Below are 13,043 nucleotides of genomic sequence, written 5' to 3' on the forward strand. Positions count from 1 at the left end.
AGGACATCATGGTCACGGCGACGGACGAGAAGGACACCGCGGCGGAGACGGCGGACGAACCGGCCGCACCCGCCCGCGGCGGCACATCGATCACCATGTCGTTCCGGCTGTCGACGGTCCTGACCGCGCTCGCGCTCGCGGCCCTGCTCGTCGTCGCGGTGGTCTTCGGCTGCCTGTACTGGTCGGCGCGGTCGACCCTCGCCGACCGCGACGCCGCGCAGGCCGACGACACCCATGCCGAGACGATCGCGTCGAACTACGGTGTCGGGGCGTCCACCATCGACTTCCACGACGTCAAGGGCTGGATCGGCCGCCTGAAGGAGGGGACCAGCCCGCAGCTGGCCGCCAAATTCGACGCCACCGCACCGCAACTCGAACAGATCCTGCTGCCCCTGCAATGGACTTCGAAGGCGACGCCGCTGTCGGCGGCCGTCACCTCCGAATCCGGCGGCATCTACAAGGTGAACGCCTATCTGGACGTGAATTCCACCAGCGCGCAGACTCCCGACGGGGCCCGCACGACCGTCACCTATTCCCTGACCATCGACCGCAATTCGGGATGGAAGATCACCGATGTGGGCGGTCTCCAGAACGCGCTGCCCACGAAGTAGCCGGGTTCAGCGCCCGTCCAGCTGATCGGCCAGGTCGAGCAGGTCGGTGGCGTGCAGGTCGAAACGGTCCGCCGGGCCGGGCGGATCGCCGACCGGACGCGACACGTAGGCGGTGCGCAGGCCGAGCGAGGCGGCCGCGCGGAGGTCCCAGGCGTGTGCGGCGACCATCAGCAGGCGTTGCGGGGGTACGCCGGCGACGGTGACGGCCAGCCGGTAGACCGCTTCGGACGGTTTGTAGCTGCCGGCGTCCGCCGCGGACAGGGCCTGGTGCCAGCGCAGTCCGGCATCGGCGTTGAGCTGCAACAGCGCTGTGCGGCTCGCGTTGGACAGGGCGATCAGCGGGAAATGCCCGGCGAGCCGCGCGAGTCCGTCGACGGTGTCGGGCCAGGCCGGAAGGCGGCGGGCCGAACGGGCCAGGCTCGCCACGGCGTCCTGGTCGTCGGTCCCGGTGGCATCGGCGATCAGCCGCGCCGCCTCCAGATCGAGGACGTCGCTGGCGTGATAGGGCCGCTCGCCGAGGACGATGCGCCGCTGCTCGTGCTCGATGTGCCGCTGCCACAACGAGAGCAACTGCTCGACCCGCGCCTCGTCCAGGGACGGGTCGAACGCGCGGATACCGGCGCGCAGGCCGCTGGGCTCGTCCACCAGCGTGCCGAGGACGTCGAATACGAGGGCGTCGATCTCCAGTTCCGGCATGTGCGCGATAGTAGCCGGGATCACGCCGTCGTCCCCGGCGCGGCGGCGGCCGACGCGCTGGCGCCGATCCGCGTTATCGGTATCCTCGGCGTAGTGAATACCCTTGGCCCGCATCAGTTCCGCGGCGACTTCCAGGCCCCCGACGATTGTCGAGCCATGGCCGGGGAATTCGATACCGTGCACGTGCAGTTGCGTTTCCGGCAGGGCGGCGCCGTCCTGGACTACCGCGCCACACCCGTCATCGCCTTCCGGCTGGCCACCGAACTCGAACCCCACGGCATCGACGTCCGCGTCGACGACGACGTCACCGACGCTCTCGCCGACCTGCCCCACGCCGAACTCTGGTCACCGTAGCGCCCCCTCGCCGAGGGCCGAGCCTCGAAAGGCCGTGCCTGACAGTGCCCATCGCCCACCGGGTGTCGTAGGGCGGCCGGACAGTCGCCGGTACGCCTCAGTCGGGGACCGCGAAGATATCGCCGAGCGGGCCGGACGATGGTGGCCGACACCCTTCTTCCGCATACCACTCCCAGCGCAGCAGTCGCGCCCGGAGCGGTGCGGGCATGCGGCGGAGGGTGCGCGCGATCGTCGCGAACCGGCTGCTTCCGGTGACCACGGATCGATGCTCGGCCAGTGCCGCGAGCCGCTGTGCCGCGAACGATCCGACGTCCACCTGATGGGTGATGTCGGCGCGGGCGGTATATCCGGTGCGGATGTCGTCGGTATCGCGGCCCAGCCACCGTGCCGGCGCCGTGAGCCGCAGCAGGAACTCGCGCGGCATCGTCGCATCCAGAACCCGCTGTGTACCAGCCAGTTTCGCGGCCCGCGCGCCGACCTCGTGCACGCGGACATGATCGCGATGCCCGTACCCGCCGTTGCGGTCGTAGCTCAGCAGCACCTGCGGCCGCTCCTCGCCCAGAATCGCCGCGAGCCGCTCGGCCGCCTCCTCGGCACCGGCCCGGACGAATCGCGTGCGCCCCGGCGGATCCGGGTAAAGCACCTCACCGTGCCCGCTGTCGGCATACCCGAGATGCTCCACCCGGGCGACGCCGAGAACCCCCGCGCTGGCACGAAGTTCGCGCAACCGCGGCGCGACATCACCCTCGAACGGCTCCACATGACCATCGGACGCGACGACGATGACCGTCCGATGCCCCGCATCGGCCAATTTCGCCAAGGTCCCACCGGTCAGCAGGATCTCGTCGTCGGGGTGGGCGTGAAAGGCCACGACGGTCGCCATCCCGCCAGTATGCCCGCACACCGTATTTCATTGCGAGGGCGGCAGTTCGACGTCTTGCGGAGATTTGTCCGGGCGCAGGCCGCGCCAGGACGGATGCCGCAGGCGGCCGTCGCCGGTCCGTTCGGTGAACGAGACCTCGCCGACGAGTTCGGGGGCGACCCAGACGGCGTCCTTGACGTCGGCGTCGACGGCGGGAGCCGGGCGCCGCAGCGGATCCAGGCGGGCCTGGAGATCGTCGAGGGTCGCGCGGGTAAATCCGGTGCCGACATTGCCGATGTAGACCAACTGCCCGCTCTCGTCGTGGGCCGCCATCAGCAGCGACCCGATCCGTCCCGCCCGCCGTCCCGCACCCGGCCGCCAGCCGACCACGACGACCTCCTGGTCGCGAATGTTCTTGACCTTGGTCCACAGTGGGCTGCGGCGGCCGGGAAGGTAGGGGCTGTCGCGGCGTTTGCACACGATGCCCTCGAGGCCCAGGCGGCGGGACTCGGCGAGCACCTGCGCGCCCGCCCCGTCCAGCCGCGGCGGGACCTGCCAGTGCGGACCCCGGAGGTTCAGCTGTTCGAGCAGATCCCTGCGGCGTTCGTAGGGAAGATCGATCAGCGAGCGGTCGCCGATGTGCAGCAGGTCGAAGATCATGTAGGTCACCGGGACCGCCGCCGCCAGCGATCGGATGGTGCCCGCGTGGCGCTGGTGCATCCGCGGTTGCAGCGCCGCGAACGACGTGCGGCCGTCGGCGGTGAAGGCGACGATCTCACCGTCCACGACGAACGGCGGTCGCGCGGGTGCGATATCCGCGAGTTCGGGCCAGGCCGCGGTGATGTCCTTGTCGTTGCGCGACCGCAGCCGCAGCCGGTCGTCGATGTACCCGATGGCGCGGATCCCGTCGAACTTCACCTCGTAGTCCCACCCGGTGTCCTCGCGGGGGAGGGTGCCGGGCGTGGCGAGCATCGCCGCGTAGTGCGGGAGCCCGGTCACGACCGCCGGCCCGGCACCGCCGCGAGGACGGAGACGACCAGTGCGCCGGTGGCTGTCCGCATGCGGACATTCTTCGACCGCGATACCCGGTGACCTGGGTATACACCGTAATCACAGGGCCCGGAAACTCAGCGGCGGGACATCGCGAACCCGGCGGCGACCGGGCGAGCACACGCCCGGACACGCCGCGCGCACGGTGTGTCGCGAGTCCGTCAGCGCAGCAGGTCGATCACCGGCGCCATCGCGGTCATATGCGCCTCGTTGACGAGGTAGTAGTTCACCGCATGGTCCTCGCGGTAGTGCCGCAGAGTATCGGCGACGCCCTGCGCGGAACCGTGCAGCACGCCCGGCAGATACCGCAGCTGCGCCTCGGACAACTCGGGATTGAACCGCTCTGCCAGGGACAGATCACCGCCGTGCCCCTCGATCTCCACGCCTTGCAGCAGCAGGCTCAGCTCCACCTCGGCGAACCGCGCCCCGGCGGCGTCGCGGACGAAGTCGACGCGGCGGGCGAACGCGGCGTCACCCGTCTCGTCGGAGTCGATATCGGTGCCGACGGGAATCCCGGCCAGCGACACGATATCGGCGTGCTCGGCCGCCACCCGCAGGAGACGGTCGCCCAAACCGGCCACCAGCAGCGGGATGTGGCGGCGGACCGGCGGCTCGTGCTCGCCGGCGAACAACTTGCGGATCTCGGTGATGGTGTCGTTCAGGTATTCGATACGCTTGCGGCCGCTCGGGAACGGCAGCCCGGCGACCTCGAACTCCGGCTTGGCGAAATCCGGCCCGGCGCCGAGGCCCAGTTCCAACCGCCCGTCGGTGAGCAGATCCGTGGTGGCGACGTCACGAGCCAGCAGGGCGGGCCGGTAGAAACCGGCGTTCAGCACCATGGTGCCGACCCGCAGCCGCTCCGTCGCCTCGGCCAGGGTGACGAGTACGGGGAACGGCGAGATCATCCCCAGATGGTCGGGGACGGTGATCACGTCGTAGCCCAGATCCTCGGCCCGCCGGGCCTTCTCGCGCCACTCGGCGCGCGAACCGGCCGCGGCGACGCCGACGGCGAACCGAAAAGGACGAGGTGTCACACCGTTTCGCTCTTCCACATCACGCAGGCTACAACGCCGGAACGGTTCGGGTCGCGGCGATTTCGGGCCCGCCGTAGGTAGGTCATAGGTGATTCCGGCCTATAGTCGCCGCCGAAGCGGAGTTTGCTGACCGGTCCGAATACCGGGCGGTCTTCAAGCCGAATCACCGAGTTGTAGGGGCAAGTCGGAAGCCTGTCGCCGCATAACAGAACGAAAGCCCGCACTGCCGCGCCACCACTGTGTGATTGCTGGATAGTGACTAATGGCCGGACGTGGGGTATGTTCCGTGAGGTGGTGGATGCTAGGGAGTTGCTCACCTACGAGGTGACGATCTCACGACCCGACGATTACCGCGATTCGTGGTGGCGGGTCGGCAATGCGGGCACCCCCGAACAGACCGCCGCGGCCCTGTCCGAGCTGGCCACGCGGTGTGCGCTCGAATTGGCCGAACCGACCGGGCGATGCTGGTACGTCTGCGACATCCGGTTCGCGGATGACGTTCAGGTGGACTATTTCGTCGGCTCGATCCGCGCGGAGCATCTGGCCGATCAGCTTCGCTACACGGCCGCCCGCACCCTGACGGCCGTTCCGTCCACCTCGTAACGATCGCTCGGCGTTTGCCGACAGTGGGGTAGTTCGTTTCCGCTCAGGGAGGAGCAAGAATCGTGCGAGCCATCGTCCGTGCCGGATTGTCCGTCGCCGCCGCGACCGCCGCGGGAGCCGTCGCCCTCGCGCCGACCGCCGGCGCCGCCCCGTCGTACTACGACCCCGAGATCACCCCGTGCAGCCAGCTGTTCCGGACCCCGCTGGACGCGCCCCGGCCGGGAACCAGCGTGTACTGGAGCCCGTTCGGCACCGCCGACATCGTCTGCTACGACAACGGAACCGGCATGCCCGACTTCTACCAGCGCGACCCCGCGGGCGCCTGGCACGACATGAACGAACTCGCCCCCGGCAACTTCTTCATGAGCATCTTCACGACTTCCGTCCCGGACGCCGCTCACTGGCGGTGAGCCACCGGGCCCGCAGTCCCCGGGTCTCCCGCGTCCGTCCCTCGGTTTCCCGGCACGCTTTTGGCCGGGAACTCACCAGTGGATTCCGGCCAAAAGCGTGCCGGAATATCGACGGGCCGGGGCGCGTGTGCAGGCCGACCGCTCAGTGCGAGGGTGCGGTGAGGTCGTAGACCTCCAGCCCGTTCATGTGCTGGGCGGTGTAGTGCGCCGCGACCCAGTTGTAGAGATCGGTGTCGCCCACCGGATGCCACTGGCCTGACTGCGGATTCGGTTGTGCGGCAGGCGGTTCGGGGTGGTGGGATTTGTCGCCCGTCCGCCAGGAGTCCGGGAGGTCGACCTCGGGGGCCAGGTAGTAGGTCACCTCGTGGCGTCGCACCATGTCCTGGAACTGGGGCACCGTCGGCACCGGGTCCTCGGAGGTGAAGCCGCCGATGGCGATCACCGGTGTGCGGCTGGCCAATTCGAGTCCGGCCGCCGGGGACGACCGGTCGATGGCCGCCGACCAGCGGGTGGTGGTCGCCCGCAGCATCGAGATCAGCCGCGGGTCGTAGTCGCCGTCGCCTCGGAACAGCGGGTTGCCGCCGAGTCCGGCGGTCGGCCCCGGTGATTGCGGCCGGGCCGGTCCCACCGTCGGGCTGCCGCCGGTATGTGACTGCGGCAGCGTGGCCGCGGCGTAGGCGGTCGACCCGCCCAGCGCCACCAGCAGTCCCGCGGCGAGCAGCGCGGCGGCGAACCGCCGGGGGACGCGCCGGGCGGCGGCCGGAAGCAGCATCGCGAGCAGCCCGGCGGCGGCCACGATCGTCACCACCAGCACGGTCCAGCGCAGCCACGGCTGCCAGTCGCTGTTGCGGTGCAGCACAACGAAGGTCCACACGCCTCCGGCGAGAATCAGTGCGGCGCCGCCGATCCGGCCGAATGCGGTGCCGCGCCGATGCCACACCTCATGCACGCCGAGGGCGAAGGTCCCGGCCACCGCTGGTGCGATCGCCAGGGTGTAGTAGGCGTGCATCCCGCCCTGCATCCCGGTGAACGCCGCCCCGTCGATCACCAGCCACAGCCCGAACACCAGGGCCGCGCCGCGCACCGGATCGGTTCGGGGCGAACGGAACCGGGCGATCAGCACCAGCGCGAACGCGACCACCGCGGCGGGCAGCAGCCACGAGATCTCGAAGCCGATCTCCCCGGTGAACAGCCGCGTCGGCCCCGACCCGAACCCGCCGGGCCCCCGCCCGCCGAAGTGCGGCATCTCGTACCCGGGCGGCAGCTGGAAAGGCTTGCGCCCCTGATGATTGTGTCCGAGATACCGGGCGAACCCGTTGTAACCCAGCACCAGATCCATGAACGTATTGTCCTTGGACCCCGCCAGATACGGTCGCGACGACGCGGGCCACAGGATCGTCAGCAGCACATACCAGCCGGAGGCGACCAGCAGGGCGGCGGCCGCGGCCACCAGATGCAGCAGCCGCCTGCCGAGGGTGGTCGGCGCGACCACCAGATAGGCCAGGGCCAGCGCGGGCAGCACCATCAACCCCTCGAGCATCTTCGCCAGAAACGCGAATCCCAGTGCCGCACCGGCGCCCGCCAGCCACCACACGTTCGCGCGCGGCAGCGCCCGGATCACGCAGTACGCCCCCGCGGTCATCAGCAGCACCATCACCGCGTCGGGATTGTCGAACCGGAACATCAGCGCGGCCACCGGCGTCACCGCGAAGACGAATCCGCCCAGCAGGCCGCAGCCCCGGCTACCGGTCACGCGGGTGAGCGCGCCGTAGATCAGCGCGACGGTCGCCACCGCCATCAATGCCTGCGGCGCCATCAGACTCGCACTGCCGAATCCGAACAGCTGACCCGACAACCCCATCACCCACTGCGACAGCGGCGGCTTGTCGACGGTGATGAAGTTGCCGGGGTCCAGCGAGCCGAACAGCAGCGCCTTCCAGTCCCGCGAGCCCGACCAGGCGGACGCCGCGTAGAACCCGTTGCCCATGCCGTTGACGGTGATATTCCACAGATAGGCCACGGCCGTCCCGAGTAGCAGCGCGATCAGCGCCAGCCGCTCCCAGCGGCGCGCGGGCGCCGGATGCGGGGGATCGGGGACGACAGGAGCGGGCACGGCCCGGGCAGGGGTGGTCGCGGTCACCGCGGGAGTCTCTCAGCCGCGCCGGTGAGACTCCTGGCGTATTCCTGGGAGGTTGCTGCGAATCGCGGCTACTTCTGCGCGGTCAGATAGGCGGGCGCCTCGGACAGGTCCCGCGCCTCCTCCGGCAGCTCGGGCATCGGGCGGTCGTAGCGCTCGGCCAGGTTCGCCACGCTGTCGGAGCCCACCGACCAGCCCTGGTCGGCCAGCCACCGGGCAGGGTCGGTGCGGTCGTCGACGTAGAACAGCTCGGCGACGTCGAGATGGCCGAACGGGCTCTTGTCGAACTGGCTGCTGCGGGCGACGGCCTGGAACCGGGCGGTATCGGGCCGCTCGGTGAAGTACTCCACCGCCACCCGGCTGCCCGGTGCCGACAGCGCGTGGATCCGCTCGAACAGCGAATCCTGCGCCGCGCCGGGCAGATACGGCAGCAGGCCCTCGGCCGACCACGCGGTGGGCCGCGCCGGATCGAAGCCCGCGTCGATGAGGGCGGCGGGCCAGTCGTCGCGCAGATCGACCGGGACCTGCCGCAGCGTGGCCTTCGGCGTCACGCCGTGCTCGCCGAGCACCTGCTGTTTGAATTCCAGCACCTTCGGCTGATCGATCTCGAAGACCGTGGCGCCCGCCGCCCAGTCCAGGCGGTAGGCCCGCGCGTCCAGGCCGGAGGCGACGATCACCGCCTGTTCGATACCGGAAGCCGTTGCCGCATCGAAGAACTCGTCGAAGAACCTCGTGCGGAAGCCGATGATCCGCGGCAGCGAACCGGCCGCCTCCGGATCGCCGGCCGTCTCGATGAACTGCGGATCGCCCGCGGCGTGGACGAACAGGTGCGCGTAGTCGTCGCGAATCATGGCGTCGGGAAGGGTCGTTTCCATTGCCCGGAGCGTGGCCACGCCGAGCGCGGTCGCACCCACGCTGCTGACGATGTCCCAGGTGTCTCCGTCGGTTCGCACGTCGGTGTCCCTCGATTCCGTTGTCGGATGTGCCTGTTCGGCGGCGACCGGTCGGTACGCCGCCACACACCAGCGTAGGTCGTTACTTGATCTATGCACAGGTATCGAAGGATCGGCAAACCCGTTGTACGCGTATCGAATTCGCACAAAACGGCCAAATCCGGCGGGAGACCCCGGACGACATCATCCCGCGGTTCCTGGATTGCGCGGGCCGCCACGATCCGGTGCGGGCGTAGCGATCGGCCGCGTGCGTGCGTATCGCCGGGTGATGTCGAGTGCGACGAACACCCAGACCACGGCGACGGCGATCAGTAGGCCCGCGTGGTAGTTGCGGTCGAGGACGGAGGGGTTCGCGGGGTTCTCGCCGGAACGCTGGAGGACCGGAATCGAGATCAGCAGGAGGGTGGCGGTGCACAGCCCGCCCCAGGCGACCGACGCCCACCAGGGTGCGGGGAGCAGGCGGCGGGCGAGCAGCGCCACGGCGGCGCACAGCGGGGCGAGGATCGCGTCGTGCAGGACGATGCCGCCGGCGAACCAGCGGGCGATGGACATCAGATCCGCCGGGTTCTGGTCCAGGAGCAAGCCGATTCCGTACCAGGCCAGCCAGATTCCGCCGAGGGCGAGAAGTACCCGTATCGCGATCACGCCCGCACCTCGATCCTGGACAGCCATTTGGTCTGGAGTACGCCCGGCCGGTTGGGCGCTATCAGGCGGCAGGGATAGCCGTGGTCCAGCGAGAGTTCCTCGCCGTTGAGGCGCAGCGCGACCAGCGTCCGATCGTCGACCACATGCGTAGTCGGCAGCAGGGTGTGGCTGTACAGCCCGCCCTGTTCGAGGGAGTGGAAGGCGACGTCGCCGCCGGGATAGCCCCCGGCGGCGGCCAGCAGGTCGCGCAGCCGCACGCCGGACCAGTGCGCCGACGCGCTCCAGCCCTCCACACAGGCGAGCGGCAGCACGGCCGAGGTCTGCGGCAGCCTCTCCAGCTCGGCGCGGGAGAAGCCGCGTTCGGTGGTGCCGACGGAGACGGTCAGGCGGTAGGCGTCACCCCGCACCCGGCCGTCCACACCCGCCTCGGTGGCGGTGCGATTCACCGGAAGTCCTTGCGGCCCTTCACCGGTCCGCGGCGCCAGCACCGAGACCCACCGCAGCCACGGCACGGACTGCCCGGCCACGGCGATCCCCGCCACCCCCGCCGCGGCGAGCGCGGCACCGAGGACGCCTCGCCGCGACACCCGGGAATCGTTCGTCGCATCCCTGCGATCGGCGGGCGGCCGGGAAAGAGCCGTGCGAATTACCGGCAGTTTCACCGCGAGATGAACGGCGAGAGCGCCGAGGGCTACATACGCCATGGCGTAATGCGTGGAGGTGAAGAAGAACCGCCACGGATAGAACTGGGCGATATTGAACAGTCCGGTGGCGAGCTGGAAAATCGTCGAACCCACCAGCACCGCGATGGATCCGCGCTCCAGCAGCCGCAGCGGATTGCCGATCAGCGGCCGGGCGAAGAGCCGCGGAAATACCGACCACAACTTCACGATCAGCAACGGGATCGCCATGACACCGGAAATCACGTGTGCGCCCTGCGTGACCCGGTACAGCCACGGCGGGTTCGCCGGCCACCGGAACCAGTCCGGCGGATGCTGAATCCAATGGCTGAGCAGCCCCGTCACGAAACACACCGCGATCGCGGCGCCCAGCACGATGCCGACCCGGGCGGCGACGGCGGCCGACCGCGCGGGCGAGATGCGCCGGACGATCGTCCCGGGCAGTAGCAGCCCCTCCTCGCGCGCGGGCTCCTCCCGAACAACCGGGGGAGTTGCGAGAGTGTTGCCGTCGTCGACATTCACGGTCATGACGCTACGGCCGAAGCCCGTGGAAATCACGCGACACGGGATGAACAAAGTGTGACGGCCGAACGGCCGGGGCCGCGTATCCCGCTGCATTGAAATAGATTCGCTCCTCGATATAGCCGTCACAGTTTCGTCACCGCATTCCGGTATCGACGCCGATGCCGATGGGCAATGATCGGGTGACTCGACATTCAGGAGGACTCCAGGTGGCGACCGTCGCCGAACGGGTACAGGACCGGATCGAGCGCGCCCGCGTGGCCGATCCGCCGGAGACCAGGCCGTTCCTGCGCTCGCGCCCACCCGCCGCCGGCGACGTGGTCCTGTCGAGCAACGACTATCTCGCGCTGTCGCGCGATGCCCGGATCACCGCGGCCATCGCCGCCGCCGTGGACTCCGCACCCGGCGACGACCTGCACGCGCTCACCGACCAGCTGACCCGGTACCTCCGCGCCGGCGCCGGAATCGTCTGCCAATCGGGATGGGACGCGAATATCGGCCTGCTGCAAGCGATTTCCGAACCCGGCACCCCGGTGTACATCGACCGGCTGGCGCACATGTCGCTGCGGCAGGGCGCGGTCGCGGCGGGGGCGCCGGTACACACCTTCCGGCACAACGACCTCGATCACCTGCGCGCGCAGATCCGTGCGCACGGTCCGGGCATCATCGCCGTGGACGCCATCTACAGCACCAGCGGCTGCCGGAGTCCGCTGCCGCACCTGTGCGAGATCGCCGAGGACACCGGCGGCCTGCTGGTGGTCGACGAATCCCATTCGCTCGGCATCGAGGGCCCGGAGGGCGCGGGAGTGGTTGTCGCGCTGGGCCTGGCCGACCGGGTGCCGTTCCGCACCGCGAGCCTGGCCAAGACCTTCGTCGGCCGCGCCGGAGTCGTCGCCGCCCGGGACCCCGCCTTCGCCGGCTACTTCGAATCCGCCTCCTACCCGGCGGTGTTCTCCTCCGGCCTGCGGTCCCACGACATCGCGGGCCTAGCCGCGACCCTCGCCGTGGTCCGGACCGAACACCACCGCCGCGCACGCCTCCGCTCGATCGCCGTCACAGTACGAAAGGCGCTGACCGCCTTGGGATTCGACCTCGCGGGATCCGACAGCCAGATCGTCTCGATTCCCACCGGAACCGAGGCGCACGGCCGCGCGGTCCGCGACATCCTGGAACGCCACGGCATCCTCGGCTCACCGTTCTGCCCACCGGCCACACCGCCCGGCGGCGCACTGATCCGGCTGTCCCTGCACGCGGCGCTGGAGGACCGGCAGGTCGACCGAATCATTCAGGCGTGCACCGAGATTCGCGCCACCTTCGGAGTACGCCCGCCGGGGATGTGACCCGCCCGGTCACCGCACCAGCAGGGCCCGGAGCTGAGCGAAGGCGGAGGCGGCCGTATCCGGCGCCAGCGCAACGCCTTTGATCGTCGCCAGGATCAATTCGGCGCCACCGGCCGGATCCACCCGCGGTGACCACTCGCGCGCCGCTCCGGCCGACAGCAGATCGTGCACCCAGTGCCGCCAGTTGTCCACGTGATGATCCATCACCGCCCGCACCTCCGGATCGCGGCGGGCGCGCAGGTCCAGTTCGGTGACGACGACGAACAACTCCGGCGCGCTGGCCAGCAGCCCGCGCACGTGATCCAGATAGACCAGCAGCGAATCCGCCCGGCCGCGCCCCCGGGGTAACTCCACCACGAACCGGCCGATCGTATAGCGCGCCACCTCGGCCACGATGTCCTGCTTACCGGGAAAGTGGTGGTGCAGCGTCGAATGATCGATGCCCACGTCCGCCGCGATCTGCCGCAGCCGCAGCCCCTCGAACCCCGTCCGCGCCAGCTGGTCGAACGCGACACGCACGATCTCGCCCCGCCGCTCCCCGCGATCCGGCATGCCGACCTCCTTCTCCACCAACTGGTTGGTGGAGTACCCTAGCCCGGTCGTAGTCACGACTCGAGGGGGGACCCATGGATATCGACTGGTCGCACGAGATCGCCGACCAGCTGGACCAGCACTGGCAGGAGCGGCTGCGCGCTCGGCTGGAGGGGCTGACCGCAGCGGAGTATGTGTGGGAACCGGTGCGGGACTGCTGGACCATCGCCCGGCGCATGGCCCACATCACCGTGCACGTGCTGGCCAAACGGGCCGAAATGTATTTCGGCGGAACACCTGTCGACTACGACACCTACCTCTACGCGGGTACCGCGGCCGAGGCCCTCGATCGGCTCGACCGCGCCTACGACTCCTGGTCCACCGGCCTGCGCGCGTCCACCGCCGCCGACCTGGCCCGCCCCTGCGGCCCCGATTCCGGCTCGTTCGCCGGCCGTCCCCTCGCCGCCGTGGCCCTGCACGTCCACCGCGAGGTGTTCCACCACGGCGCCGAAATCTCCCTGCTGCGTGACCTGTACCCGAAGGCCGGAGTCCCATCCCTGCACCGTGGGTAGGTAGCCCAAGGTCGGTGGGACATCGACTTCGGTAGGTGTCGGG

Annotated in this window: 15 protein-coding genes; 6 read left to right on the plus strand and 9 right to left on the minus strand. The window is 69.8% G+C overall.

The annotated features are described in order from the left end of the window. Positions 1-8: 8 nt before the first annotated feature. Positions 9-611: a hypothetical protein gene (locus ON41_RS10695; protein WP_040747349.1), complete on the plus strand. Its 603-nt coding sequence runs from the start codon at positions 9-11 to the stop codon at positions 609-611. 6 nt (positions 612-617) lie between these two features. On the opposite strand, the gene ON41_RS10700 is transcribed toward ON41_RS10695, so the two are convergent. Continuing rightward, entirely contained in the window at positions 618-1,307 is a 690-nt protein-coding gene (locus ON41_RS10700; protein ID WP_040747499.1) for a haloacid dehalogenase type II, read from the minus strand. On the opposite strand from ON41_RS10700, the gene ON41_RS41475 reads away from it, so the two are divergent. Then, positions 1,308-1,661, plus strand: a complete 354-nt coding sequence (locus tag ON41_RS41475) for a hypothetical protein (protein WP_157185422.1) — start codon at positions 1,308-1,310, stop codon at positions 1,659-1,661. 97 nt (positions 1,662-1,758) lie between these two features. On the opposite strand, the gene ON41_RS10710 is transcribed toward ON41_RS41475, so the two are convergent. From ON41_RS10710 to ON41_RS10720, 3 genes are all read right to left on the minus strand, one after another. Further along, positions 1,759-2,544 carry a PIG-L deacetylase family protein gene (locus ON41_RS10710; protein WP_040747353.1) on the minus strand — a complete coding sequence of 262 codons (786 nt, stop codon included), beginning with the start codon at positions 2,542-2,544 and terminating at the stop codon, positions 1,759-1,761. A gap of 27 nt (positions 2,545-2,571) precedes the next feature. Next, entirely contained in the window at positions 2,572-3,522 is a 951-nt protein-coding gene (gene ligD, locus ON41_RS10715) for a non-homologous end-joining DNA ligase (RefSeq protein ID WP_040747355.1), read from the minus strand. 212 nt (positions 3,523-3,734) lie between these two features. After that, a complete protein-coding gene (locus tag ON41_RS10720) occupies positions 3,735-4,625 on the minus strand; it encodes a TIGR03621 family F420-dependent LLM class oxidoreductase (protein ID WP_246829497.1) in 891 nt (296 codons plus the stop codon). Between the two features lie 273 nt (positions 4,626-4,898). Between ON41_RS10720 and ON41_RS10725 the strand changes: the two genes are divergently transcribed. Together ON41_RS10725 and ON41_RS10730 are read left to right on the plus strand one after the other, a co-directional pair. After that, the gene (locus tag ON41_RS10725) at positions 4,899-5,210 is read left to right on the plus strand and encodes a hypothetical protein (protein ID WP_157185423.1); all 312 of its coding nucleotides are present in this window, start codon (positions 4,899-4,901) and stop codon (positions 5,208-5,210) included. Between the two features lie 62 nt (positions 5,211-5,272). Further along, positions 5,273-5,620, plus strand: a complete 348-nt coding sequence (locus tag ON41_RS10730) for a hypothetical protein (protein WP_040747361.1) — start codon at positions 5,273-5,275, stop codon at positions 5,618-5,620. A gap of 142 nt (positions 5,621-5,762) precedes the next feature. Here ON41_RS10730 and ON41_RS10735 read toward each other — a convergent pair whose 3' ends face one another. The 4 genes from ON41_RS10735 to ON41_RS10750 all read right to left on the minus strand — a co-directional run bounded on the left by ON41_RS10735 (position 5,763) and on the right by ON41_RS10750 (position 10,479). Beyond that, positions 5,763-7,760, minus strand: a complete 1,998-nt coding sequence (locus ON41_RS10735; RefSeq protein WP_040747363.1) for an ArnT family glycosyltransferase — start codon at positions 7,758-7,760, stop codon at positions 5,763-5,765. A 68-nt stretch (positions 7,761-7,828) separates the two neighbouring features. After that, a complete protein-coding gene (locus tag ON41_RS10740; RefSeq protein WP_040747500.1) occupies positions 7,829-8,710 on the minus strand; it encodes a class I SAM-dependent methyltransferase in 882 nt (293 codons plus the stop codon). A gap of 183 nt (positions 8,711-8,893) precedes the next feature. Beyond that, entirely contained in the window at positions 8,894-9,355 is a 462-nt protein-coding gene (locus tag ON41_RS10745) for a hypothetical protein (protein ID WP_051161217.1), read from the minus strand. Continuing rightward, a complete protein-coding gene (locus ON41_RS10750) occupies positions 9,352-10,479 on the minus strand; it encodes a molybdopterin-dependent oxidoreductase (RefSeq protein ID WP_051161243.1) in 1,128 nt (375 codons plus the stop codon). Before ON41_RS10750 ends, ON41_RS10745 begins: the two co-directional genes overlap by 4 nt. A gap of 287 nt (positions 10,480-10,766) precedes the next feature. On the opposite strand from ON41_RS10750, the gene ON41_RS10755 reads away from it, so the two are divergent. Further along, positions 10,767-11,897 (plus strand): aminotransferase class I/II-fold pyridoxal phosphate-dependent enzyme, encoded by a 1,131-nt coding sequence (locus ON41_RS10755; protein WP_051161218.1) that lies wholly within the window; start codon positions 10,767-10,769, stop codon positions 11,895-11,897. Between the two features lie 9 nt (positions 11,898-11,906). Here ON41_RS10755 and ON41_RS10760 read toward each other — a convergent pair whose 3' ends face one another. Next, positions 11,907-12,506 carry a TetR/AcrR family transcriptional regulator gene (locus tag ON41_RS10760; protein WP_157185424.1) on the minus strand — a complete coding sequence of 200 codons (600 nt, stop codon included), beginning with the start codon at positions 12,504-12,506 and terminating at the stop codon, positions 11,907-11,909. Positions 12,507-12,529: 23 nt separating this feature from the next. On the opposite strand from ON41_RS10760, the gene ON41_RS10765 reads away from it, so the two are divergent. Further along, a complete protein-coding gene (locus ON41_RS10765) occupies positions 12,530-13,000 on the plus strand; it encodes a DinB family protein (protein ID WP_218003421.1) in 471 nt (156 codons plus the stop codon). Positions 13,001-13,043 lie beyond the last annotated feature (43 nt).

Origin of the sequence: Nocardia transvalensis NBRC 15921, from assembly GCF_000308875.1 — a bacterium.
Taxonomy (GTDB): Bacteria; Actinomycetota; Actinomycetes; order Mycobacteriales; family Mycobacteriaceae; genus Nocardia; species Nocardia transvalensis.

Bases quoted from the DNA above. Each gene is read 5' to 3' on its own strand.
- ON41_RS10700 (WP_040747499.1), bottom strand. From the start codon at position 1,307: ATGCCGGAACTGGAGATCGACGCCCTCGTATTCGACGTCCTCGGCACG.
- ON41_RS10710 (WP_040747353.1), bottom strand. From the start codon at position 2,544: ATGGCGACCGTCGTGGCCTTTCACGCCCACCCCGACGACGAGATCCTG.
- ON41_RS10695 (WP_040747349.1), top strand. From the start codon at position 9: ATGGTCACGGCGACGGACGAGAAGGACACCGCGGCGGAGACGGCGGAC.